This window comes from Cobetia sp. AM6 (genome assembly GCF_009617955.1).
Lineage (GTDB): Bacteria > Pseudomonadota > Gammaproteobacteria > Pseudomonadales > Halomonadaceae > Cobetia > Cobetia amphilecti.
This window is the reverse complement of record NZ_AP021868.1, coordinates 1,738,951-1,761,357: the sequence shown is the minus strand read 5'-3', so window position 1 is coordinate 1,761,357 and position 22,407 is coordinate 1,738,951. Positions and strand designations below refer to the sequence as shown.

Below are 22,407 nucleotides of genomic sequence, written 5' to 3'. Positions count from 1 at the left end.
GACAGACCATCACGAGGACAGGCCAGCATCCTTCATGGCGGTATCGATCAGCTCTGGCGCGATGTTCTGGCTCTTGAGCCATTCGAGGTAGGCCGGCTGGCCCTTGCTGCGAAATGCCTCGAGATCAGCCTCACTGGGACGGATCACTTGCATGCCCTGCTCTTCCAGCGAGGCGATACGTGACTCGACCTGGCTCTGGTTGTCCTGACGGGCCTGGGCATTGGCTTCCTGAACCGCCTCGAGAAGTGCCGTGCGCTCCTCGTCCGACAGGCTCTCGAGCAGCTGACCATTGGCCACCAGGAACTGATCGGAATACTGGATGTTGGCCAGTGTCAGGTACTTCTGCACTTCCTGCAGACTGCCCAGCAGGATGTACATCGGCGGGTTCATCTGACCATCCGCCACCCCCGTGCGCAGCGCCATGTAGACCTCCGTCCACGGAATCGGCGTCCCCGAGGCGCCGAAGGCCTCGTAGAGCGCTACCTGGCTTGGGTCCATCGCGCGAAAACGCAGGCCTTCGAAATCATCAGGGCTGGTGATCGGGCGCTTGTCGTTGGTGAAGGCCAGAAAGCCCCCTTCCTCCACCACGGCCAGAATCTCGGCGCCATTGGTGCGCTCGCTGAACAGCTGCTGCACCTGCTGCCAGTACTGCCCCTCATCGAAGAAACGGCGCGCCTCATCAAAGCCGTCGAACATGAACGGCGTCGCGCTGACATAGACTTCCGGCACGATGGGGGCCATGCCCGCGAAGGAGGCGATATTCAGGTTCGGGGCGCTGATCACCTGCTCCATGCGCTCCTGCTCCTCGCCCAGCATGCTGTTGGGATAGAGCTTGAGTTCCAGCTCGCCGTCGGTCTTCTCTTCCACCAGGGTCTTCAGATTGCTGGCAAAGACATGCACCGCGTTCTTGTCGGCATCCGGTGCACCGTTGTAGCTGAGGTTGATGGTCTGGGCCTGCACGCTGGCCGCCAGCAGGCTGAGCGCCAGAGTGGAACCGGTGAGCGTCTTGCGCAGCAGAGATGTCTTGGACAAGGACATGTGGATTCCCTTTTGTTGTTGTAAATATTCGTTGTATGCGGCGGGAGTGACGCCGCCTTTGTCAGTGTGGCCCTGCGGCCAGTCAAGGTGAGGGACTTTCGCCTTCACACCTCGAAAGTAGCGTTGCCGCTGTAGACTAATCAATCGCCTGAGTGTTGTTTTTTCGTCCACACCTGAAAAAGTGCCTGAATAGTGCCCTTCCTGACGACGACTGCCCCGCCAGCATGGGCTGTACGGGGCAGTCGGGAAGTTCTGTGACATGCTGCACTGAGCGAGAGAATGGCCTGTGCAATGGGAAAGTCGTGTGAGGAGATAAAGCTGGGCAAGCGCCCGTCAGCACCGATACCCTGGCCTGTGCGTCAAGCGATGCTGCTTGAATATCACGCGGCGAATGGCACTTGTCGAACGTCACTTGCCCAGCAATCGTGGTGCATCCGCGGTAAAGAATCGCAGGCCCTGCTGAAGATGGGTGACGCAGGCCTCGACGGCGACAGTCATCTCGCGCCCACGCCGCGTACACATCTGCGCACGGGTCGTCGCCAGCGCGGGGTGCTGCATCGGCAGCAGGCAGATATCACCGCGCCGCAGCTCCTCCACCACGCTCAACTCCGGCATGAAGGTCACGCCGATTCCCGAACGCACGAAATTCTTGAGCACCGACACGGAATTGGTGCGCAACTGCGCGCTCAGCGAGACCCGCTCCTGCTGCGCTGCCTGATTGACCATCTGACGCATGCCGGTACATTCATCGATCAGTGCCAGCGGCCACTGCGCCACCTGCGAAAGCGTCAACGGCTCTGCGATCTCGAGTAGCGGATGCTCCGCCGGCACGATCAGATCCAGCGGCTGGCAGGTCTCCACATGACAGCAGAGAATCGGATCGACAGGCGGGGCGTAGAGCAGCGCGATATCCACCTCGAAGTCGCGCAACAGCTCAGTCGCCTCATTCACCCCGGCCATGCGCACCACGACCTCGATGCCGGGATGACGTGCCATGAAGCTCTGCAACGGCAGCGAGATCAGGTCGGCAATGAAGCCCTCGCCCACCGCGATTCTCACCTCACCGCTGCGCAGGCCCTGCAAGGCGCTCAGCTGCGAGAGCGCTGCCGCCTCCGCCGCCTGCTGGCGATGAAAGTGATCCAGCAGCAACACCCCGGCCTGGGTGGCGCGCATGCCCGTCTCGCTGCGCTCGCACAGCGCGACACCCACCTCTTCTTCCAGCTGCTTGATCTGGCGGCTCACCGCTGAAGGGTCGAGATTCAGATGCCGCGCCGCGCGCCGCAGTGAGCCTCGGCGGATGATTTCATTCAGCGCCGTCAGCGCCTTGGGATTGAGCATGGAGACAATACCTGCCAGCAGCAGTGGAGAAAGAGGCAAGACTCGGATCACGCAGGATATCCTTGCAGACCGAGCGACTCCAGAGGCCCATGTCGGGAAGCGATCGACAACGAAAAAGGAGCCGCATGAGCGGCTCCTTCTGGTTCGACGTGATCAGCAGTTACCTTTCTTGGCCTGCCCCGGCGGGCAGAAGTCACCGCCTCCCCGCTTGTGGTCATGGTGTCCATCACCGATCTCGATGATTGGCTCGGCATCGATCCGCGCCGGTGTATAACTGCACCCTGCCACGAAAAGGGCACTCAGCATCACCAGGCTGACAACTCGCACGCTAGACTTCATCATCATTCCTTTTCATGAAAATACGCATTTCTCGATGCTCCATATCGTACCGGAATGTACGCCATCGAGAACGCAATTTCTCAACGAGTGGTAATGTGAGCCTCAAGCTTGCGGCATCAATCACGACAGGATCTGGCCATGTTCGATTTCAAGGAAGTGGAAGCCTTCGTGTGGATCACGCGCCTGGGGTCGTTCCGGCTGGCCGCCCAGCACCTGCATCTGACCCAGCCCTCGATTTCCGAACGCATCAACAAGCTGGAAACCACGCTGGAGACCCGCCTGCTGGAGCGCACTCGCCGACCGGTACAGCCGACGCTCAAGGGGCGCGAATTCTATCGCCACGCCGAGGCACTGCTGGAAGCGCGCCAGAAAGCGCTATCCATGATGGAGTTGAATACGCCCTTCCAGGGCGTGCTGCGACTGGGCGTCGTCGAGACCGTCGCGCATAGCTGGCTGCCCGGCTTTCTGGCCGAACTGGCGCGCCGCTATCCGGACCTCACGCTGGAACTCGAGGTCGACAGCTCCCCCGGGCTTGCCGCCATGCTCACCGCCGGCGATATCGACCTCGCCTTTCTGATGGGGCCGGTGACGGCTGAGAGCGTGCTCAATCGTTTTCTCTGCAACTACACGATGGGCTTCGTGATCAGCCCCGCGCTGGGCTTCACCGAAGACAATTTCTCGTTGCGGCGCCTGAATTCTCTGCCGCTGATCTCGTTTGCCCGCAACAGCCGACCGCACCATGAACTTGGCTCCATGCTCCATCAGATGGGGCTGGATGACGTGAAGCTGCATTGCTCAAGCTCCTTGTGGACCATCGTGCGCATGACGCTGGATGGCCTGGGCGTCGGCGCCATCCCGCCACGTATCGTCGCCGAGGAAATCCGCCAGGGCACCCTGCTCAGCCTGCCCTGCGACCTGCCCGAGCTGACCTTCACCGCCTCCTGGCCGACCCATATGGAAAGCGCCCTCGCCGAAGGCGTGTGTGAACTCGCCATCGAGATCGCCCGCCAGGATCAGGAGGCGCATTCACGAATCGCCTGATCTTCTCGGGCTTTCATACCCTGCATAGCCTCCCTTTCGACCATGATGTCTCTACTAACTCGCGCCATATGAAAGGAATTTCCGATGACTTGACTCGATAAAAATCGATTGGATTTATCCGAGTGCGCTTCTTATGGTGAAGACAGACAACAACAACTTCACAAGAAGCCCCTACGATGCCCCAGACACTTCTCAGTGCCGCGTCGTCCCCCCGCGAGGCGCGCGAGCAGATCCGCAGCGGTCATTGGGCCAGCCACACCAGCGGTATCGCTGCCGGCTACGCCCAGACCAACCTGATCATCCTGCCAGCCGAGGCTGCCGGCGAATTCCTGCGATTCTGCCAGGCCAATCCCAAGGCCTGCCCGTTGCTGGATGTCACGGCCGTCGGTTCTCCCGCCCCGACAGGGCTGGGTGAGAATATCGACCTGCGCCACGACCTGCCGGCCTATCACATCTACCGTCACGGCAAGCGTGAGGAAACGCGCGAGGATATCGCCGCCCTGTGGCAGGACGATTTCGTGGCGTTTTCCATCGGCTGCTCGTTCTCGTTCGAAGAGGCGCTGCTCAACGAGGGTGTCGAGGTTCGCCATGCGCGCCTGAAGCGCAACGTGCCGATGTATCGCACCAATATCCCGCTGATCAGTGCCGGGCGTTTCCACGGCAACCTGGTGGTGTCCCTGCGCCCGATGTCGGCGGCGCACGCCATTCGCGCGATCCAGATCACCACCGACATGCCTCGTGTGCACGGTGCTCCCGTCCATCTGGGCGACCCCGCCTTGATCGGTATTTCCGATATCGAAAGCCCCGACTTCGGCGATGCGCCTACGCTTGAGACAGGCGACCTGCCGGTGTTCTGGGCCTGTGGCGTCACACCACAACTGGCGCTGGAGAATGCCCGACTGCCACTCGCGATCGCGCATAGCCCGGGCCACATGCTGATTACCGACATTCCCAATCATCGCCTCAAGTACGGATGACCTGCTGCCAGGCGTGCTGCCGGGCGTACTGCCGGGCATGAGAAAAATCCGCACTCATCACGCCCGGCGCAGTGCAGGGACGCACCGCGAATCGAAACACAGCACAGCAACACAGGACGGCAGCGGGAAAGACACACCCCGCAAAGATGTAGCCAACAAGCTTTTCCGATAACACCAGATGCACAACAACAATGGTGATTCCCATGAAGACACGTTTTGCCCTCTCCGCCCTTGGTCTCGCACTCGCCGCCGCCGGTAGCGCCAATGCTGCCGATACCCTCAACGTGGTAGGCAGCTGGAGCAGCCTGGAGCTCAACCGTCAGTTCGAGAAGCCGTTCTGGAGCGAGACCCTCCCGGCCGCCAGCAGCGGTGAACTCAGCACCCAGGTGACCACTTTCGATCAGATGGGTATCCCCGGCTCTGACGTCTATCGCTATCTGGGCGATGGTGTCTTCGATGTCGGCATGACCGTGGCCGACTACACCGTGTCCGATGCGCCGGAACTCGAAGGGCTGGATCTGCCGATGATGGCCCCCACTGCCGAGGAAGCGCAGCAGGTCGCCGAGGCCTTCCGCCCCCTGGCGGAGTCCACCATGAACAAGCGCTTCAACAGCCACGTGCTGGCCATCGTGCCGTATCCGGCTCAGGTGCTGTTCTGCAACACCCCGATCGACGGGCTCGATGACCTGCAGGACAAGAAGGTGCGTGCCAGCGGCCGCTCCACCGGTGAGTTCATCGAGGCGCTGGGCGCACAGAGCCTCAACATCGCCTTCAACGAGGTGCCTGGCTCCCTGGAGCGTGGCGTCATCGACTGCGCCGTCACCGGCTCGCTCTCCGGCTACAGCGCCGGCTGGCATGAAGTGTCCAGCCACCTGATGCCGCTGCCGCTGGGCGGCTGGGATTACGTGATCACCGCCATCAATCAGGACAAGTGGCAGGGCCTGGCCGCCGAGACCCAGACCCTGATCCAGCAGCAGGTGGACAGCGAGTTCACCGCGCCGGTGTGGGAAAACGCACGCGGCGAGACCGCGCGTGGCGTGGCCTGCCTGACCGGTGAAGGCGATTGCCCGCTGGGCAAGAGCGCCGACATGACGCTGGTCGACTTCAGCGATGACGATGCCAAGCGCGCACGTGCGGCGCTCGAAGACACCGTCCTGCCTGCCTGGGCCGCGCGTGTCGATGCCGAGACGCGCAATACCTGGAACGAGAGCGTCGGCAAGGTCGTCGGCCTGACCGCTAGCGCGGAGTGATCCAGTGGCACCTGCTCACCGAAGCCTGTTCGTGAGAAGGTGCCGATAGCCCCGCCCTGTCCCGACGTGGCAGACATGTTCCCCAGAGACGTAGCGCTGAACGACTCGCGCCTGTGTATTCAAGCGCATGCTTTCAAAAGCAGGCTTCATAAGCAGGCTTTCTCGAGAAAGCGGCCTTCGTTCAGCGCCCCAGCAGGACCCGACTCATGAACTCCTTCCTTCACGCACTCGATGTCCTCGTGTCACTGACACGCGCGATATCACGCCACGCCGCACGCTTGATGGGCCTGTTGCTGCTGGCCGTCGTGGTCTTCATCGGCGCCGAAATCCTGATGCGCCAACTGTTCAATCATCCGCTGCCCGGCGTGCACGAATATGCCGGGTATGTGCTGGCGATGCTCTCGGCGTGGGGCCTTTCCCACACCCTGATGGAGCGCGCCCACATCCGTATCGATGTCGTGCACGGCAAGCTGCCGGCCTTCTCGCGCCACACCCTGGATATCCTCGCGATGCTGGCGCTGAACCTGGTGGCCTGGGTGATTCTGATCAATGCCTGGCCGGTACTCGGCAAGTCGTTGAGCAATGGTTCCACCGCCAATACCCCGCTGGCGACACCGCTGTGGATTCCGCAGCTGCTGTGGCTGTCCGGTTATGCCTGGTTCGCGATCACCACCAGCGTGCTGGGACTGCGCGTTCTCGTTGCCGCCTGTCTGCGTGATACCACCACGCTCGAGACACTGGCCGGCCCCGATCACGGAGAAAGCGAAGGGGCTCTGGCCCAGGCTGCCTCCACGACCAAGGAGACTCGCTGATGTTGGGCTTTCTTTCGGTGGGTATCTTCACCCTGCTGCTGGCCGGCATTCCCGTTGCGGTCACCCTCTTCCTGCTCGCCTTCGGGATCGACCAGTTCTATTCCTTCTTCCCGCTGACCAAGGCGCTGGGCCAGAACCTGTGGTCTGCCGCGGACTCCTTCCTGCTGATCGCGATTCCGCTGTTCGTGCTGATGGGCGAGATCATCGTGCGCGCCGGCATCGCCGAGAAGGCCTACCGCGCCATGGACCACTGGCTGTCGTGGCTGCCGGGCGGCCTGCTGCACGCCAACATCACCACCTCGGCACTATTCTCGGCGACCTCCGGCTCCTCGGTGGCAACGGCGGCGACGGTCTCGACCGTGGCCTTGCCCCAGGGCAAGAAGCTCGGCTATGACGCCAAGCTGTTCTGCGGCAGCATCGCCGCGGGCGGCACCCTGGGCATCCTGATTCCGCCGTCGATCAACCTGATCGTCTATGGCTTCCTGACCGAAACCTCCATCCCGAAGCTGTTCATGGCCGGCCTGGTACCGGGCCTCGGCCTGGCGGCGCTGTTCATGCTGGCCTCGCTGCTGCTGTGTGTCTGGAAGCCATCCCTGGGCGGCCCGCGTCAGAGCGCCAGCTGGAGCACCCGCATCAAGAGCCTGTCATTCCTGCTGCCGTTGCTGGTGCTGTTCATCGTCATCGTCGGCTCCATCTATCTGGGCTGGGCGACCCCGACCGAAGCCGCCGCCATCGGCGTGCTGGCCTCGCTGGGCCTCGCCGCCATCAACCGCTCGCTGAATCTGTCGATGATCAGCCGCGCACTGGACGGCACCGTCAAGACCACCTCGATGATCCTGTTCATCATCATGGCGGCCTCCTTCCTCAACTTCGCGCTGGCCTCCTCCGGCATGGTCCAGCAGGTCACCGGCCTGCTCGAGGCCTATGACCTGGGGCCCTTCGCGCTGCTGATGGCGGTGATCGCGCTGTTCATCGTGCTCGGTTTCTTCATCGAGACCCTGTCGCTGATGGTCATCACCATTCCCATCGTCACTCCGCTGATCGCGGCGGCCGGTTACGACAAGGTGTGGTTCGGCATCGTGATGATCCTGTTCGTCGAGCTGGCACTGATCACCCCGCCAGTCGGCCTGAACCTCTACATCGTGCAGGCCTCACGGCGTGGCGAAGCCTTCGCCGACGTCATCATCGGCACCCTGCCGTATCTGGGCGCGATGCTGGTGATGGCCGCGCTGCTGGTGGCCTTCCCGCAGATCGCGCTGTCGCTGCCTTCGGCGCTGTAAAGCCGCTTTTGCCTGACACCTGCTGGCAAGCCGGCAGGTGTCACTGGCGCAACACCATTCATTCAAGACTTCCTGCACAGAACAACGACAACCCCTGATAACGGAGCGATTCCCATGCTGACCTTTACCCATGACAACGGCGAATTCACCCTTGATGTCCAGCGCGTCGCGATTGCCGGCTGGGCCGGACGCGACCAGGCGGGCGTGCAGCACCATATCGACGAGCTCAAGCTGCTGGGCGTGGCACCGCCCTCCCAGACCCCGCTGTTCTACCGCGTGACCCGCGAGACCCTGACCCAGGCCTCTCAGGTCGCGATGCTCGGCGGCGAGGGCTCCGGTGAGGTCGAAACCTGCCTGGTCAGCGACGCCGAAGGCACTCTGTGGGTGACGATCGCCTCGGACCACACCGACCGCAAGCTCGAAGCCGTCGGCGTCGCCGAATCCAAGCAGCTGTGCGCCAAGCCGATTGCCCGCCATGCCTGGAAGCTCAGTGAGGTCATCGACCACTGGGACAGCCTCGAGATCGAAAGCGAGATCGAAGATGCTGGCAAGACCGTGCGCTATCAGCAGGGCACTCTCGCCGAGCTGCTGCCGGTCGCCACCCTGATGGAGCGCCTGCCGGCCGGTATCGCCAAGGACGGCAGCCTGGCCCCCAACAGCGTGCTGCTGTGCGGCACCGTGCCGGCGATCGGTGGCATCCGCCCCAGCCCGAGCTTTAACATGCGCCTGATCGACCCGCAGACCGGTCGTCGCATCGAGCACCGTTATGAGGTGGAAGAACTTGAGGTGGTGGCATGAGTGATGAGAGCAAGCGCCTTGAACAGGCGCGTGAATTCTGGGCGCGCCCGCCCCGCCAGCGCACGTTGACGCAGTTGCTGGCCGCCTATCAGACAGGCAGTTTCGGCCCCGAGCAGACCGCCACGATACTTGCCGAGCGCCATCAGGCCCTGGGTGATAGCGCCAACCACAGCATCATCAGCCGCGATGATGCTGGCATGAGCGTGCAGGCCACCGCTCAGCAGCAACTCAAGGCGGCTGCGACGTCGTTGCCGCTGGGAGGGGTTCCGGTCTCGATCAAGGACCTCTTCGACGAGACCGGCATGACGACGCTGGCAGGCTCGCGGGCACTGGCAGAGAGTCGCCCCGCCGATCAGGACGCTGTGGCGCTGAGCCGCCTGAAAGCCGCCGGTATCCTGCACGCCGGCCGCACCAGCATGAGCGAGTTCGCGTTCTCTGGCCTGGGCCTGAATCCCCACGTCGGCACGCCGCCCAACCCCTTCGACGGCGAGCGCATCACCGGCGGCTCGACCTCCGGCGGCGCCGCCTCCGTCGCCTTCGGGCTGGCAGCCGCGACCCTGGGCAGCGATACCGGCGGCTCGCTGCGGATTCCGGCGGCCTTCTGTGGCCTGACCGGCTTCAAGCCGTCACAGGCCAGCGTGCCGGGAGATGGCGCCTTCCCGCTGTCACCGAGCCTGGACTGCATCGGCCCCATCGCGCCCAGCGTCGCCTGCTGTCGCCTCCTGTGGGAAGTCCTGAGCGGTGAGGTCGCTGACCCGACGCCGCTCACTCGACCGCTGACGCTGCTGGTGCCGGAGAGCGAGCTGGTCAGTGAAGTGGACGCCGATGTGGCCGCCGACTTCGCCGCCCTGCTGGAACGGCTCGAGGGGCTGGGGGTTCGCCTCCAGCGTGCGTCGGTCGAAGCCATCGAGGCCGCTTACGCCATCAACCAGCGCGGCGGGCTGGTCATTCCGGAAGCGGCCGCCGTGCATCACGAACTGCTGGCCACTCATGAAGCCCAGTATGATCCGCTGATCGCCGAACGCCTGAACGGCGGGCGCGACATCACCTCCAGCGAGTATCTGGCACGCCTGTGGCCGCGCACCGCCATCCAGCAACGCTTCGCCCAGCAGGTGCAGGATGTCGATGCGGTGCTGATGCCGACCGTTGCCATGCGTGCTCCGCGTCGTGACCTGCTGGAGCAGGATGGCGCGCTCTTCGCCCAGCTCAACAAGCGCGCGCTGCGCAACACCAGCGTCTTCAACTACCTGGATGCCAGCTCGATCTCGATTCCGGCGCCGGCAGCGGTGAACGAAGAACCGCTGGGCCTGATGCTGTCACGCCCTCAGGGTCAGGATGTGGCGCTGCTGCGCGTCGCCCAGGCGCTGGAGACACTGCTCGCGCAATAGTGCTGTGCTGCGAATCGCAACAACGGCTGACCGCAAAAACGCAAAAGGGGCCTCCATCTGGAGGCCCCTTTTTCATGACGCGGACAGTCTGACTGTCCTCAATTATTGAGAATGATCGCGGTAATGGCACCGCCCGCCACGGCCGCCAGCACATAGCGACCATCGATGTTCAACCAGCGATGTCCCTGCGGCGGCGCAGACAGCTTGTGAGCACGCCAGTCACTCACCCAGTAACGCTTGTTGGAGTAGTAGCTGCGCGGCACATGGTCACCGCGACGCCAGTTGTGTGACTTCTGACCTTGATGCCTGGCCTGCGCCTGATGCTTTTGCTGATTATGACGCTGAGGCTGGTCGTGACGCGTCTGCTGCTTTTTCTTCTGATGCCCGTTGCCGTGGCTGTTGTGCTGGTTGCCTTGGCTGTTGTGTTGACCGCCACGATTATCGCGGTCGTTGGGCGATGCCTGCGCCAGCGACGCGGTCATCAGGGTGAAGATCATCATCATTACGGTCAGGGTGCGATTGCGCATGTCTGGCCTCCTCGTCGTACTCGGCATCAAGAAATGCCGAGGCTGTGAATCAGGGTCATGAAACGGAGTCATGAAACAGGGTCATGAGACAGAGTTAAGAAACAGTGTTAACAAACGGTATGAGAGAACACTATCGTCTCGTGTTCGCCACGGCAAGCCAGCGCGCCAACCTCCACTTTTGCGCACAATTCGCAACGACTTGTCGCCAGTTGACGCATCCTTGTTGCGCAATGACGACATCGAGAAGCAGATATTTGTAATGGCTGATATGGCGCGCCATGGCGCGTGGCAAGCATTGGTGCCTGCGTATTCCATGGTCGCAAGGGGGTGGGTGCCCCATCAGAGCGTCGCCGGATGAGGACAGCTTGCATCAGTGATAGGTAATGTCATCGCTACCTGCGGCATCACTGCTCGAGCACGATCTCATCGATGACATGGCTTTCGGTATTCATCAGCACGAAGGCATTCTTGAGCTGCAGCCAGCGCTGGTTGGCGCCCGGTTCCGAGAGCTTGTGCTGCTGCCAGTTCTCGACCCGAAGGCCATCATCCCGGGCGACAGTGTCCGGCACCTTGCCGCCCCGCTTCCAGACATGTGCCGGCGAAGCCTCTGCCACCGCTTTCTTCTCAGCCAGCTTTTCCTGGTGCTGAATCTTCTTCAATTCCCGCATCTGTTGCGCCTGAACGCGCTGCGCCTTTACCTGACCTTCCAGATCATGATGCTTCTGGCGCAGCCGCTCCTCGTCCTTGTCATCATTGCCGTCACCCGCCGAGTCAGCCTGCACGAGGCCAGCACCCAGCAACGACAACACCAGGGTCAGTACCGCAAATGACCGCTTCGCCATGTTGGCCTCCTCGGCTGATTGCGTATGCGTGCGATGTGCTGAGTCCAGCTCAGGCCATCCTGCTGAAGGCTGGACACCCTGCGTTCCAGATCGCCATTCCCTACCATCAGCTTATCGCGTCAGCGGCGCAATTTGCGGTTGGATAACGCACGATCTACACGCTTTCCTCAAGTCTGGCAGCCACTTGGCGCCAGATATGACCTCCTAGAGCCAGATATGACCTCCTAGAGCCAGATATGACCTCCAAGAGCCAGTTCAGGCCACGGCGCGGCAGGGTGCGGTGGCAAAATCGAGATGTAGATGATTGCCGTCCGGGTCTCGCATGTGCAGTTGCACAAGCCCGCCACCCGCGAGCGCGATCCGCTGATATTGCGTACGGGACGCCGCCAGGCGCGCCTCGAATGCCTCGATATCCGTGGCGGCAAGCGAGAAATGCTCAAGCCGGAGACTGGCATCACTGCTGATCGCTGGCAGGCAACCGATGTCGATGAGATGGATGACCGCCACCTCCCCGGCGTAAAGCCAGGCACCGGCGAAGGGGAAATCGGGACGCGGCCCGCTGTGCAGCCCCAGCACATCGCCATACCACTGGAGCATGGCACTCAGCTGTCCGGTTCGCAGGTTCACATGATCAAGGCGCTGTATGCCCATGACAGGGTTCCATCATTGTATCAGCCACTCGGCACTCACCAGCAGACAAGGTGGCTTGTGAGTGCCGGGTGGCAATGAGAGTGTCTTTCACGAAAAGGAGTGCGACCGGTTGCCCGGCCGCACTCCTTTCACATCACCGCCTCGACAGTGGCTTCGATCAGAAGCCTTCGAGGACGATCTTGCCCTTGGCCTTGCCGCTTTCCAGCAAGGCATGCGCGCGCTTGAGGTTCTCGGCGTTGATGGTGCCGAAGGTTTCCGTCGCGGTGGAGGTGATTCTGCCAGTGTCCAGCAGACCCGCCACCTTGGTGAGGATCTCGCCCTGACGCGTGATATCGGCGGTAGTGAACAGTGAGCGAGTGAACATCAGTTCCCAATGGATGGAAACGGCCTTGGGCTTGAACGGCACCACATCGAGGGTCTCCGGATCATCGATCATGCCGAAACGGCCCTGCGGCGCGATCAATTCGGCGACCTGCGGCGCGTAGTGCTCGGAGAAGTTGGTCGAGAACACGAAGGCCGGTGCACCGATGCCCAGCGCCTCGATCTGGGCCGGCAGCGGCTGGCTGTGGTCGATGACGTGATGCGCGCCCAGTGACTTCACCCACTCGCGGGTCTGGGGACGTGACGCCGTGGCGATGATGGTCAGGTCGGTCAGCTCACGCAGCAGCTGGATGGTGATGGAGCCCACGCCACCGGCCCCGCCGATAATCAGGATGGCACGTGCAGCACCCGGCACCGGCTCGGTGACACGCAGACGATCGAACAGCATCTCGAAGCCGGTCAGCGTGGTCAGCGGCAGCGCAGCCGCCTCATGGGCCGCCACGGATTTGGGCGCATGGCCGACGATGCGCTCATCCACCAGGTGGAATTCGCTGTTGGTGCCGGCGCGGGTGAGATCACCGGCATACCAGACCTTGTCGCCCGGGGCGAAGGCCGTGACCTGGTCACCGATGGCGACGACTTCGCCCACGGCGTCCCATCCGATGACGGCAGCTTCGCCGGCGGCCGGCTCGCGGCTCTCACGAATCTTGTAATCCACCGGATTCACCGAGACCGCGGCAACCTTGACCAGCAGGTCGTGACCGGTGGCGACCGGTGTCTCGAGTTCAATATCGACCAGAGCGTCGTCACGATCAACGGAACCGGCAGCGTAGTAACCAATGGCTTTCATCAGAGTCTCTCCTAAAGATCATGTCAGTCACGGCAGCACTGAAAGGCCGTGCCGTGATGCGATGACAGCATGTTAACTCTCTGGCCTTGGCGTAAAAACAGCCCTCACCCGCAAGGTTAATCCGGATAAAGCGGATAATGTATGGCGAGTTTGCGTGTTGCGTGCAAGGAGACGCCGACGGGTGATCAGCTTGCGATGCGAGATGCGCCGGCCAGACACAAGAACGACAACGCAGGACGGTCGTGAGACACGTCCTGCGCAGATCACAGGCTAGCGAGAAAGCCATGGCGCCAAGGCAATGAGTTGCCCGAGGACCAAGCCCCAAGGGAGCAAGGGTCAGTTGGCGGGTGTCAGCTTGAGCAGGTAGTAATGCTTGTCACTGCCATCCACACCCTGATTGAGTGCCGGGTGGGCGTTCAGCTGGTTGGTGGTGAGGTAGAGACTGCCATCCGGCGCGAAGGCGAAGCCATCCGGCCAGCGCAGACGCTCGTCATCCTGGGCGATCACCGACATGCCCTCCGGCGATGAGAAGGTCAGTGCGTTTTGCTCCGCGTCACCGGCGATGATGCCGCCGCGGCGGCCATCGAAGATGAAGCCATCATTGGGGCGCTTGGGGGCGTAAGGCGTGATGGCGCGAGCCAGTTCCGCCGCCGTGGCAGTGTCATCGGCCAGCTCAGCCGCCGGCAGACGATAGATCTCACTGCCGTTCACGCCACCGAATAAGACGACGTCACCCGCCGGATCGAAGGCGATGGCATTCAAGCCCAGGTACCAGGGCTTCGGCTCACCATTCTTGTCGCCCTTGGCCGCCATCAGATGGCCATTGATGACCATGTCGTGTTCCACCGGCATCAGCCTTTCATCGCTCTGCAGCACGCGACGCGTCTTGCCGCTGGCGATATCCACCACCACGAAGGCCGGTTTCATGCTGGAGGCCGGCGCGGTAAAGGTCATGTCAGCGATATAGATCTTGCCGCGCTGCTCATCGATGACGAAATCCTGCAGGAAGGAGATCGGCAGCACGCTGTCACCGGCAAGCGAAATCACCTTCTTGAGCGAATCACTGCGGGTATCCCAGCCCACCAGCTTGGGCGCACTGTCCTGGCTGCCCATGTCGAGCATCCACACCACACCCTGACTGTCGGAGTGCACGCCGATGATCGAGGCGATGCCGACCTCGCCCTTTTCCGGGCCATCGGCCCAGTCCAGGTTCGGGAACGGCACACGCTTGCCGTCCTGGGTGATCTCGACCACGCGCAGCGCCGGTGCATCGAGTGGCTGCTGGGACATGATCAAGCGGCCATCCGGCGTGAAGGTGATGTTGCCGGGGCGGGTGTCCGAATATTCGGCGACGGTGGTCAGCGTGCCGTCGCGCAGGGAGGCGGCTTGCGCATTCTGGGGGGTCACGGCCGTGCTGTCAGCGGCCGCCTGCGCGGCGCCGGCGACAGTGGCAACGCCCAGTGAGGCGATGAGAATGGCAGTCTTGAGGCGAGAAAACGGCATGGGGGCTCCTTGCCCGCCGGTTGGCGCTGTGCGCTGCACCGGCAGGGGTCGATGATGATGAGATGAAGAGACTGGGCGGTGACGTGGCCATCGCCCGGGGTTAGTCGAGACTCAGGTTAGAAAACTCAGGCGAGAAGATTCAGGTGCGATAAATCAGGTGCGACGCATCAGGCGCGGCGACGCAGGTCGTCTTCCAGTTCGCTCAAGCGAGGATTGCCGATGTAGAGCTGAGAGAGGTCCTTGAGGGCCGCGGCGCCGATGCGCAGGCGAGCCTCCTTGCGCACCACCAGCGTGGCGTCATCCCGGGTACCCAGCAGCCCCTTGGGCTCCTTGAGGGCGCGAATCCGGTAGCGGTGATGCAGGAACTGCGGATGCCACAGCGGCACCACGACCCAACGCCCCTGCGCCACCGCCGCTTCGTAACGACCGAAACAGTCCGCTTCGCTGCCGGTGCGGAAGACATACCCGGCGGCGTCCAGACCATATTGCTTGATCATCTCGACCGAGAAGCGACTGATGCCGGCCCCCGGATTGATGCCCTGGATGATCAGCTCCATCTTGCTGAGCGCCGGTTCCCGCAGCAGGTCCGTGACGCTTGCCACCGCGCTTTGTGGCACGTAATCCGGCACTCCCCAGATGCAATACGGCTCATAGATGACGGCGAGCTTGTCGACGTCCTCCAGCATGGGGGCCAGGTAGGTCTCATGACTCGACGGCAACCAGGCGGAGGCCAGAATGTCGACCTCCCCTCGCCCCAGCATCGCGAAGGCCTCTTCGTGGGGAGCAGAGGCGAAGGTCACCTCATGACCGTGGCTCTCCAGAACACGCGCCACTTCCCGAGCACTGGCCTCATGGAAGGACAACGCGATATGGCCGATACGGATGGGGTCTGTCATGACTGCCTCGAGTGGGTTGTTTGAAGGAGAAAGAAAGCGAGCAGGCCTGCATGGCCGCGGTGGTAAGCCAGGGCCCAGGCCCGCCCTCAGTCGAAGGCGGTCATTTCATGCAGGGTGAATTCGCTGACCGCGCCTTCGGTCGCTGCCACATACTCTTCCAGGTGCGGGGCCTGCATGTGCTGCTGCCAGAGTTCCCGCGAGGCCCAATTCTCATGAAAGGTGAAGTGCGCCGGGTTATCGTTGTTCTGGTGCAGGGTATAGCCAAGGCAGCCTTCCTCGGCACGGGTGATCGGCACCAGTGCCAGAAGCGCTGTCTTGACCTGCTCGACCTGGTCCGGCTTGGCATGGATATTGGCGATGATGGTCAGCTGGGTCATGAAAGACACTCCGTGGCGTGATCGGGAAGCTTGAGTTGCGCAAGCGATGTGGTCATCCTAGCCACAAGCCTCATCCGTATAAACATCCAACTTACGCAAAGATAATTCGGAAAAACCGTACAATGCTGCTGGATAATATCGCCCTGTTCCTGACCATCATCGAGAAAGGCAGTCTGACCGCCGCAGGACGCGAGACGGGGCTGTCGCCTACCACCGTGTCCGAGCGCCTCGCCGCGCTGGAAGCCCATTACGGGGTGGTGCTGCTCAACCGCACCACGCGCGCCATCAGCCTGACCGAAGAAGGCCGGACACTGATGGAGGAAGCCCGCGGCCTGCTCGACAGCGTGTCGGAACTGGAGACCCGTATCCGCCTGGGCGCCCAGACCCTCACCGGCCGCATTCGCGTCAGTGCGCCGAGCGACCTGGGCCGCAACGCCCTGTCACGCGCCATCACCGAATTCCAGCATCTGCACCCCACCATCGAGATAGAACTGCTGCTGTCGGACAGCTACGTGGATATCGTCGGCCAGGGGATCGATCTTGCCCTGCGCTTCGGCACCATCATGGACAGCACGCTGCGCGTGCGGCATCTGGGCCAGAAACGCCGCCTGATATGCGCCTCCCCCGCCTATCTGGCGCAGCATCCTGCGCCGCTGACGCCGGTGGACCTCAAGCACCACAACTGCCTGGTGATGCGCTTCGGCAAGAGCCTCGACAACGAATGGCGCTTCGGCAGTCACAAGGTGCCGCAGATCGTCACCGTCAGTGGCAACCGGATCGCCAATGACGGCGAACTGGTGCGTCAGTGGTGCCTGGAAGGGTTGGGCATCGCCCTGAAATCGGAAGTCGACGTGAAGGAGGATCTGCGTGCGGGTCGCCTGATCGAGCTGCTGCCGGAACATGCCGCGCCGCCCTCGCCGCTGCAGCTGCTGTTTCCGCCGGCGCGCGCCCAGCCGCGTCGCGTGCAGGCGTTTGCCCAGCACCTGGTCGAGACCTTCAGCGAATCGGCCTGATCAGGACACAGCCGCCTCGTCATTTGCCGGCCCGTCGTCTGTCGATCTGGCAAGACATTTGCCGCAACCAGAACGCCAACACCTCTGTGCGCATTGCGCGCGACAGAGGTGTTGGCGTCTTGCTTTGCGCGTGTTGCGGACATGCCTCAAGGTCTGGATCTGGATCTGGACCTGGATCCGGGGATGGGCCTGGTTACAACACGGCCTGGCGCACCCTGGCCGAGACCCACTCGGAGGCGATCACGGTAAACAGGATCACCACGAAGATCATGCTGACCTGGTTCCACGCCAGCACGTTGAGCGAGGACTGCAGATTGAGCCCCAGTCCACCGGCCCCGACCAGTCCCAGAATCGTCGACTCGCGGATATTGATGTCCCAGCGGAACACGCTGATGCCCCAGAAGGCCGGCAGAATCTGCGGCACCACGGCGTAGTTCATCACCTGCAGCCCCGAGGCACCGGTGGCACGCACGGCATCGACCTGACGCTCATCGATCTCCTCGATGGCTTCGTAGAGCAGCTTGGCGACGAAGCCGATGGAGCGCAGACCGATGGCGATCACCCCCGCCAGCAGCCCCGGGCCGATGATGGCGACCAGCAGCAGCGCCCAGATCAGCGAGTTGATCGAACGCGAGGCCACGATGATCAAAAGCGCCAGCGGACGGATGAAGCGCACGCTCGGCGTGGTGTTGCTGGCGGCGAGGAAGGCGACCGGCACGGCCATGATCACGCCGAGCACGGTACCCAGCGTCGCCATGTTGAGGGTGTCCCACAGCGGCTGCCACAGGCGCCCCAGGTAGCTCCACTCAGGCGGGAACATGCGCCCGCCGATATCGGCCGCCTGGGCAGGCGCATCCTCCACGAAGGCCCAGATGGTGTCTTCATTCATCACCTGCCAGCAGTAGACGCTGAACGCCACCAGCCAGAACAGGCCAACCCACTTCACCAGGCGCTGACGCGACGAAGAACGCTGCCAGACAGGGGCGTAAGACGAGGAACTGTCTGTCATGACTGTCATTGCACCCACCGACGGATATAGGAAGAGGAATATTCCACCACCAGCACGATGGCGATGATCATGATCAGGATGGCGCCGGCGGAATCGTATTCGTAACGATCGATCGCCGTATTGAGTGTCGCGCCGATCCCGCCCGCACCGACGATGCCGATCACCGAGGACTCACGGAAATTGATGTCGAGACGGTAGAGCGACAAGCCGATCAGGCGCGGCATGACCTGAGGCTGCACGGCATAGTTGACCACCTGCCACCATCCGGCACCGGTGGCACGTATCGCCTCGATCTGGACGGCCTCACAGGCTTCGATCTCCTCGGCCAGCAGCTTGGCGACGAAGCCGATGCTGGCGAACGTCAGCGTCAGAAAGCCCGCGAAGGGTCCGAAGCCGAACATGGCCACCAGCAGGATGGCGATGATGATTTCCTGGAAGGAGCGCGACAGCGTGATGATGGAGCGGCACAGGAAATAGATCGGCGCCGGGGCCAGATTGCGTGCTGCGCCGATCCCGATGGGGATCGAGATCAGAATGCCCGCCAGCGTCGAGGTCCAGGTCATGGTCAGGCTCTCGATCAGCCCTTGCTGGATATCACGCCAGCGCGACGTGAAATCCGGGACCAGGAAGCCCTGCAGGAAGCGCCAGCCGCGGATCATGCCTTCCTGGACCCGTGCCCAGTCGACCTCGATGGTCGAGGTTGCCACCACCAGATAGGCGATGGCACACAGCATGAACAGCCAGGCATGCCAGCGACGCTTGAACATCACCGGCGGACGCTGCCAGCGGGTCGGCATGGTGGAGGAAGAGGAAGCTGGCGTTGTCATGTCGCCGCCACCATCTGCTCGCGCGGTGCCTGCGGGCGCACCGCCGGTTCATCTGCCGCCTCCTCGGCGCCCTCTTCCGGATTGAGCTGCGTCCAGTCCTCGGCACCATAGATGGTGGTCAACACCTCGTCGGTCAGTGCGTCCGGCGGTCCATCGAAGACCACTTCCCCGGCACGCAGCCCGATCAGGCGGTCCGTGAAGTTGCGGGCCAGCATCACATCGTGGATGTTGATGATCGCCGGCAGGCCACGCTCGCGGCACATGCCCTGGATCAGACGCATGATCTGGCGCGAGGTCTTGGGGTCCAGTGAGGCGGTCGGCTCATCGACCAGCAACAGCTCCGGATTCTGCTCCAGTGCCCGCGCGATGCCGACTCGCTGACGCTGCCCGCCCGACAGCTCATCGGCGCGCTTGTCGTGACGCCCCGCAAGCCCCACCCGCTCCAGCAATGCAAACGCCTGCTGCACGTCTGCCGCCGGATAACGACGCAACAGCGAGCGCCAGTACGAGACATAGCCCAGTCGGCCTGACAGCACGTTTTCCATCACCGTCAGACGCTCGACCAGCGCATATTCCTGGAAGATCATCCCGATACGCCGACGGACGCGGCGCAGATCGCTCCCCTTGAGGCCCGTCAGGGACTCGCCGGCCAGACTGATCTCGCCAGAGGTCGGCTCGACCAGCCGGTTGATGCAGCGGATCAAGGTCGACTTGCCCGCCCCTGACGGGCCGATCAACCCGACCACCTGCCCTGCCGGTACCTCAAGACTGACGGCATTGAGCGCCAGATCGCCTGTCTTGTAGGTCTTGGTGACTTTCTCTAGTTTCAGCACGTTTGACTCCCGCCCCTGCCGATCAACGGCAGTGGTATTGAACGTTGTTCGCCGCGTCGATCTTGCGGATGACTTCCCACTCCTTCTTGAAGGAAATCGGGATGAACCGGGTTTCCCCCACCGGCGTGAATTCTTCTGCCAGTGACGAGCCTTCCCACGGGAAGGTTCTGAAGGCGTCCTTGATCTTCTCCTGCAGCTCCGGCGTCAGGTTGTGCGCCATGCCGTAGCTGGTGGTCGGGAAGGTCTGGGAGGTATACAGCGTCTTGAGCTGCTCGGGCTTGATCACACCGCGCTGCTCCATGCGACGGGCGACCTTGTTGGCGATCGCGGCGGCCGGGTAATCCTTGTTCGCCACACCGAGTACCGAGTTGTCATGCTTGCCGGAAAACACGGGGGTGAAGTCGGTCCCGGCGGTCATGCCGTAGTCGGATTTCAGAATCGCCGACGGTGCCTTGTAGCCGGAATTAGAAGTCTCGGAGGTGAAGGCCATCTCGCGGCCCTTGATGTCCTCGACCTTGTCGATCCCGGAGCCCGGATAGGTGATGATTTCCATCTCGTAACCGAAGGAGCCATCGTCCGCGGCCATCATGGTGAAGGGGCGAAAACCGGCACAGGCCACCGCCAGCGGGGTGGAACCGGTATTGAAGCCGGCAATCTGCAGACGGCCGGCACGCATGGCCTCGATCTGGGCGGCGTTGGACTGCACCGGGAAGAATTGCACCTTCTTGCCGGTCTTCTCGGCCAGATACTCCAGAAAATCAGACCAGGCATCGGCGTAGACTGCCGGGTCTTCCACTGGGGTGTAGGCAAATACCAGGGTGGCGGGGTCCTTCAGTTCGGCGGGGTCCGTGGGGATATCCGCCACCATGTCGCCATCGGCATCGCTGTAGCGTTCGCCCAGACTGAACTGCGCTTGCGCCAGCGTCGGCACCAACAGCAATGACCCCAGCCACCATCCAAGACGCTTCATTCCCTTCTCCCGTGTGTTCTTTGATCTGCCCCCGCCTCGCGCGAGGGACAGATATCATCAGCTGGCGACGCCACCCGACAATATTCACTGATACATATAAGCCAATATTACAGACTGGCGGCACTGGCGTTCAGGGTCCTAGCCCTTCACGACCTTGGCCCTTCACGACCTAGACCCTTCACGACCTGGGCCCTTCACGATCTAGACCCTTCACGACCTCCCGGCCAGCCACATATGGCATCAATTCGGGAGGTCGCGTTACGCCCGTCATGTCACTGCCTGATCCCTCTTGCGGGGTTCAGCGGCAGTTGTATTGAACGTTGTTGGCGTCATCGATCTTGCGGATGACTTCCCACTCCTTCTGGAAGGAGATCGGCACGAATTTCGCTTCACCGGACTCGGAGAACTCCGCTGCCAGTGAGGAGCCTTCCCAGGGGAAGCTCATGAAGGCGTCCTTGATCCTGGCCTGCAGCTCCGGCGTCAGGTTGTAGGCGACGCCGTAGCTGGTGGTCGGGAAGGTCTGCGAGGTATAGAGCGTCTTGATCTGGTCCGCCTCGATCACGCCGCGATCTTCCATGCGCCCCATCACCGAATTGGCGACGGCAGCAGCGACGTAATCGTGGTTGGCGACGCCGAGGATGGAATTGTCATGCTTGCCGGAGAACACCGGCGTGAAATCGGTACCGGCGACCATGTCGTAATCGGCCTTGAGGATGGCAGACGGTGCCTTGAAGCCGGAGTTGGAGGTCTCGGAGGTGAAGGCCATTTCCTTGCCCTTGATGTCCTCGACCTTGTCGATGCCGGACCCCGGGTAGGTGATGATTTCCATCTCGTAGCCGTAGCTGCCATCCGCCGCCGCCATCATGGTGAACGGGCGATAGCCGGCACAGGCCACGGCCAGCGGGTTGGAACCGGTATTGAAGCCGGCAATATGCAGACGACCCGCACGCATGGCTTCGATCTGGGCAGCGTTGGACTGCACCGGGAAGAACTGCACCTTCTTGCCGGTCTTCTCGGCCAGGTAATCCAGGAAGTCAGACCAGGCATCGGCATAGACCGCCGGGTCTTCCACCGGCGTATAGGCAAATACCAGCGTGCTCGGGTCCTTGAGCTGTGAGGCATCCGTAGGAATATCCGCCACCAGATCCCCATCGGCATCGTCGTAACGGCTATCCAGACTGAACGCCGCCTGTGCCATCGAAGGAACCAGCATCATCGCGCCTACCACCAAGCCAAGCGTCTTCATATTCCCTGCCCCTTGAGTTTTTTTCGTTCGAACCGAGATCCAGCTGCGGATGTAAAGTAGGCGCTTCGTATGAAGATTGGATGACGCTTGCATTGCGAACGTGATGCGCTCGCATGACAGTCCGAAGACAGCGCCCTGGAGCGAGCATGACAAGGCGACTTTCATGGTTATCTGAAAATATGAATCTCCATATGTATTTTCCGATAACGGCTCGCGCCGAGGCTGCCAGGCCCCATGATGCCCCGCTATCGTGGCCTTCTCCCCCGCTGATTGACGTTCAT

The 22,407-nt window shown here is 62.3% G+C and carries 24 protein-coding genes; 8 read left to right on the top strand and 16 right to left on the bottom strand.

Annotation, left to right across the window (positions count from 1 at the left end):
- Positions 1–9: 9 nt before the first annotated feature.
- From dctP to CLAM6_RS07525, 3 genes are all read right to left on the bottom strand, one after another.
- The gene (gene dctP, locus CLAM6_RS07535) at positions 10–1,038 is read right to left on the bottom strand and encodes a TRAP transporter substrate-binding protein DctP (protein ID WP_153635618.1); all 1,029 of its coding nucleotides are present in this window, start codon (positions 1,036–1,038) and stop codon (positions 10–12) included.
- 408 nt (positions 1,039–1,446) lie between these two features.
- Positions 1,447–2,415, bottom strand: coding sequence for a LysR family transcriptional regulator (locus tag CLAM6_RS07530; protein WP_242007775.1), 969 nt, complete (start codon positions 2,413–2,415; stop codon positions 1,447–1,449).
- Positions 2,416–2,529: 114 nt separating this feature from the next.
- A complete protein-coding gene (locus CLAM6_RS07525) occupies positions 2,530–2,721 on the bottom strand; it encodes a hypothetical protein (RefSeq protein WP_043332127.1) in 192 nt (63 codons plus the stop codon).
- Positions 2,722–2,853: 132 nt separating this feature from the next.
- On the opposite strand from CLAM6_RS07525, the gene CLAM6_RS07520 reads away from it, so the two are divergent.
- Both CLAM6_RS07520 and CLAM6_RS07515 read left to right on the top strand, forming a co-directional pair.
- Positions 2,854–3,756 (top strand): LysR family transcriptional regulator, encoded by a 903-nt coding sequence (locus CLAM6_RS07520; protein WP_064503238.1) that lies wholly within the window; start codon positions 2,854–2,856, stop codon positions 3,754–3,756.
- A gap of 176 nt (positions 3,757–3,932) precedes the next feature.
- Positions 3,933–4,733 carry a putative hydro-lyase gene (locus tag CLAM6_RS07515; RefSeq protein ID WP_153635616.1) on the top strand — a complete coding sequence of 267 codons (801 nt, stop codon included), beginning with the start codon at positions 3,933–3,935 and terminating at the stop codon, positions 4,731–4,733.
- Here CLAM6_RS07515 and CLAM6_RS07510 read toward each other — a convergent pair.
- Positions 4,720–4,938, bottom strand: coding sequence for a hypothetical protein (locus CLAM6_RS07510; protein ID WP_153635615.1), 219 nt, complete (start codon positions 4,936–4,938; stop codon positions 4,720–4,722). The two genes, CLAM6_RS07515 and CLAM6_RS07510, sit on opposite strands and share 14 nt — an antisense overlap.
- On the opposite strand from CLAM6_RS07510, the gene CLAM6_RS07505 reads away from it, so the two are divergent.
- The 5 genes from CLAM6_RS07505 (at position 4,937) to CLAM6_RS07485 (ending at position 10,261) form a co-directional block, all read left to right on the top strand.
- Positions 4,937–5,983: a TRAP transporter substrate-binding protein gene (locus tag CLAM6_RS07505; RefSeq protein ID WP_153635614.1), complete on the top strand. Its 1,047-nt coding sequence runs from the start codon at positions 4,937–4,939 to the stop codon at positions 5,981–5,983. The two genes, CLAM6_RS07510 and CLAM6_RS07505, sit on opposite strands and share 2 nt — an antisense overlap.
- Positions 5,984–6,189: 206 nt before the next feature.
- Positions 6,190–6,795 carry a TRAP transporter small permease subunit gene (locus CLAM6_RS07500; protein WP_054555982.1) on the top strand — a complete coding sequence of 202 codons (606 nt, stop codon included), beginning with the start codon at positions 6,190–6,192 and terminating at the stop codon, positions 6,793–6,795.
- Positions 6,795–8,075: a TRAP transporter large permease gene (locus CLAM6_RS07495; RefSeq protein ID WP_153635613.1), complete on the top strand. Its 1,281-nt coding sequence runs from the start codon at positions 6,795–6,797 to the stop codon at positions 8,073–8,075. Before CLAM6_RS07500 ends, CLAM6_RS07495 begins: the two co-directional genes overlap by 1 nt.
- A 114-nt stretch (positions 8,076–8,189) precedes the next feature.
- A complete protein-coding gene (locus CLAM6_RS07490) occupies positions 8,190–8,873 on the top strand; it encodes a DUF2848 domain-containing protein (protein ID WP_153635612.1) in 684 nt (227 codons plus the stop codon).
- Entirely contained in the window at positions 8,870–10,261 is a 1,392-nt protein-coding gene (locus CLAM6_RS07485) for an amidase family protein (RefSeq protein ID WP_153635611.1), read from the top strand. Before CLAM6_RS07490 ends, CLAM6_RS07485 begins: the two co-directional genes overlap by 4 nt.
- Positions 10,262–10,359: 98 nt before the next feature.
- Here CLAM6_RS07485 and CLAM6_RS07480 read toward each other — a convergent pair whose 3' ends face one another.
- From CLAM6_RS07480 to CLAM6_RS07450, 7 genes are all read right to left on the bottom strand, one after another.
- Positions 10,360–10,788 (bottom strand): RcnB family protein, encoded by a 429-nt coding sequence (locus tag CLAM6_RS07480; RefSeq protein ID WP_197738726.1) that lies wholly within the window; start codon positions 10,786–10,788, stop codon positions 10,360–10,362.
- A gap of 404 nt (positions 10,789–11,192) precedes the next feature.
- Complete coding sequence (locus CLAM6_RS07475; protein ID WP_153635609.1) at positions 11,193–11,630, bottom strand: RcnB family protein; 438 nt, start codon at positions 11,628–11,630, stop codon at positions 11,193–11,195.
- Positions 11,631–11,885: 255 nt separating this feature from the next.
- Complete coding sequence (locus CLAM6_RS07470; RefSeq protein ID WP_153635608.1) at positions 11,886–12,281, bottom strand: VOC family protein; 396 nt, start codon at positions 12,279–12,281, stop codon at positions 11,886–11,888.
- A 157-nt stretch (positions 12,282–12,438) separates the two neighbouring features.
- On the bottom strand, positions 12,439–13,452 hold the full coding sequence (locus CLAM6_RS07465; RefSeq protein WP_153635607.1) for a zinc-binding alcohol dehydrogenase family protein: 1,014 nt from the start codon (positions 13,450–13,452) through the stop codon (positions 12,439–12,441).
- Positions 13,453–13,788: 336 nt separating this feature from the next.
- Complete coding sequence (locus CLAM6_RS07460; protein ID WP_153635606.1) at positions 13,789–14,955, bottom strand: L-dopachrome tautomerase-related protein; 1,167 nt, start codon at positions 14,953–14,955, stop codon at positions 13,789–13,791.
- 167 nt (positions 14,956–15,122) lie between these two features.
- Positions 15,123–15,851 carry a glycine betaine ABC transporter substrate-binding protein gene (locus CLAM6_RS07455; RefSeq protein WP_153635605.1) on the bottom strand — a complete coding sequence of 243 codons (729 nt, stop codon included), beginning with the start codon at positions 15,849–15,851 and terminating at the stop codon, positions 15,123–15,125.
- An 86-nt stretch (positions 15,852–15,937) separates the two neighbouring features.
- A complete protein-coding gene (locus CLAM6_RS07450) occupies positions 15,938–16,228 on the bottom strand; it encodes a putative quinol monooxygenase (RefSeq protein ID WP_153635604.1) in 291 nt (96 codons plus the stop codon).
- 122 nt (positions 16,229–16,350) lie between these two features.
- Here CLAM6_RS07450 and CLAM6_RS07445 point away from each other — a divergent pair, with 122 nt between their 5' ends.
- Entirely contained in the window at positions 16,351–17,241 is an 891-nt protein-coding gene (locus CLAM6_RS07445) for a LysR family transcriptional regulator (protein ID WP_153635603.1), read from the top strand.
- Between the two features lie 193 nt (positions 17,242–17,434).
- Here the strand turns inward: CLAM6_RS07445 and phnE (CLAM6_RS07440) are convergent, their stop codons facing one another.
- From phnE (CLAM6_RS07440) to phnD (CLAM6_RS07420), 5 genes are all read right to left on the bottom strand, one after another.
- Positions 17,435–18,250, bottom strand: coding sequence for a phosphonate ABC transporter, permease protein PhnE (phnE, locus tag CLAM6_RS07440; RefSeq protein ID WP_153635602.1), 816 nt, complete (start codon positions 18,248–18,250; stop codon positions 17,435–17,437).
- Between the two features lie 5 nt (positions 18,251–18,255).
- A complete protein-coding gene (gene phnE, locus CLAM6_RS07435; RefSeq protein WP_153635601.1) occupies positions 18,256–19,077 on the bottom strand; it encodes a phosphonate ABC transporter, permease protein PhnE in 822 nt (273 codons plus the stop codon).
- Positions 19,074–19,910 carry a phosphonate ABC transporter ATP-binding protein gene (gene phnC, locus CLAM6_RS07430; RefSeq protein WP_153635600.1) on the bottom strand — a complete coding sequence of 279 codons (837 nt, stop codon included), beginning with the start codon at positions 19,908–19,910 and terminating at the stop codon, positions 19,074–19,076. Before phnC ends, phnE (CLAM6_RS07435) begins: the two co-directional genes overlap by 4 nt.
- A 22-nt stretch (positions 19,911–19,932) precedes the next feature.
- A complete protein-coding gene (gene phnD / locus CLAM6_RS07425) occupies positions 19,933–20,880 on the bottom strand; it encodes a phosphate/phosphite/phosphonate ABC transporter substrate-binding protein (RefSeq protein ID WP_153635599.1) in 948 nt (315 codons plus the stop codon).
- 298 nt (positions 20,881–21,178) lie between these two features.
- Positions 21,179–22,126, bottom strand: a complete 948-nt coding sequence (phnD, locus tag CLAM6_RS07420) for a phosphate/phosphite/phosphonate ABC transporter substrate-binding protein (protein ID WP_153635598.1) — start codon at positions 22,124–22,126, stop codon at positions 21,179–21,181.
- Positions 22,127–22,407 lie beyond the last annotated feature (281 nt).

Bases quoted from the DNA above. Each gene is read 5' to 3' on its own strand.
- CLAM6_RS07450 (WP_153635604.1), bottom strand. From the start codon at position 16,228: ATGACCCAGCTGACCATCATCGCCAATATCCATGCCAAGCCGGACCAG.
- CLAM6_RS07465 (WP_153635607.1), bottom strand. From the start codon at position 13,452: ATGAAAGCCATTGGTTACTACGCTGCCGGTTCCGTTGATCGTGACGAC.
- CLAM6_RS07455 (WP_153635605.1), bottom strand. From the start codon at position 15,851: ATGACAGACCCCATCCGTATCGGCCATATCGCGTTGTCCTTCCATGAG.
- phnE (WP_153635601.1), bottom strand. From the start codon at position 19,077: ATGACAACGCCAGCTTCCTCTTCCTCCACCATGCCGACCCGCTGGCAG.
- CLAM6_RS07525 (WP_043332127.1), bottom strand. From the start codon at position 2,721: ATGATGATGAAGTCTAGCGTGCGAGTTGTCAGCCTGGTGATGCTGAGT.
- CLAM6_RS07475 (WP_153635609.1), bottom strand. From the start codon at position 11,630: ATGGCGAAGCGGTCATTTGCGGTACTGACCCTGGTGTTGTCGTTGCTG.
- CLAM6_RS07510 (WP_153635615.1), bottom strand. From the start codon at position 4,938: ATGGGAATCACCATTGTTGTTGTGCATCTGGTGTTATCGGAAAAGCTT.
- CLAM6_RS07495 (WP_153635613.1), top strand. From the start codon at position 6,795: ATGTTGGGCTTTCTTTCGGTGGGTATCTTCACCCTGCTGCTGGCCGGC.
- CLAM6_RS07520 (WP_064503238.1), top strand. From the start codon at position 2,854: ATGTTCGATTTCAAGGAAGTGGAAGCCTTCGTGTGGATCACGCGCCTG.
- CLAM6_RS07485 (WP_153635611.1), top strand. From the start codon at position 8,870: ATGAGTGATGAGAGCAAGCGCCTTGAACAGGCGCGTGAATTCTGGGCG.
- CLAM6_RS07500 (WP_054555982.1), top strand. From the start codon at position 6,190: ATGAACTCCTTCCTTCACGCACTCGATGTCCTCGTGTCACTGACACGC.
- CLAM6_RS07480 (WP_197738726.1), bottom strand. From the start codon at position 10,788: ATGCGCAATCGCACCCTGACCGTAATGATGATGATCTTCACCCTGATG.
- dctP (WP_153635618.1), bottom strand. From the start codon at position 1,038: ATGTCCTTGTCCAAGACATCTCTGCTGCGCAAGACGCTCACCGGTTCC.
- phnD (WP_153635598.1), bottom strand. From the start codon at position 22,126: ATGAAGACGCTTGGCTTGGTGGTAGGCGCGATGATGCTGGTTCCTTCG.
- CLAM6_RS07460 (WP_153635606.1), bottom strand. From the start codon at position 14,955: ATGCCGTTTTCTCGCCTCAAGACTGCCATTCTCATCGCCTCACTGGGC.
- CLAM6_RS07445 (WP_153635603.1), top strand. From the start codon at position 16,351: ATGCTGCTGGATAATATCGCCCTGTTCCTGACCATCATCGAGAAAGGC.
- CLAM6_RS07470 (WP_153635608.1), bottom strand. From the start codon at position 12,281: ATGGGCATACAGCGCCTTGATCATGTGAACCTGCGAACCGGACAGCTG.
- CLAM6_RS07515 (WP_153635616.1), top strand. From the start codon at position 3,933: ATGCCCCAGACACTTCTCAGTGCCGCGTCGTCCCCCCGCGAGGCGCGC.
- CLAM6_RS07490 (WP_153635612.1), top strand. From the start codon at position 8,190: ATGCTGACCTTTACCCATGACAACGGCGAATTCACCCTTGATGTCCAG.
- phnD (WP_153635599.1), bottom strand. From the start codon at position 20,880: ATGAAGCGTCTTGGATGGTGGCTGGGGTCATTGCTGTTGGTGCCGACG.
- CLAM6_RS07505 (WP_153635614.1), top strand. From the start codon at position 4,937: ATGAAGACACGTTTTGCCCTCTCCGCCCTTGGTCTCGCACTCGCCGCC.
- phnE (WP_153635602.1), bottom strand. From the start codon at position 18,250: ATGACAGACAGTTCCTCGTCTTACGCCCCTGTCTGGCAGCGTTCTTCG.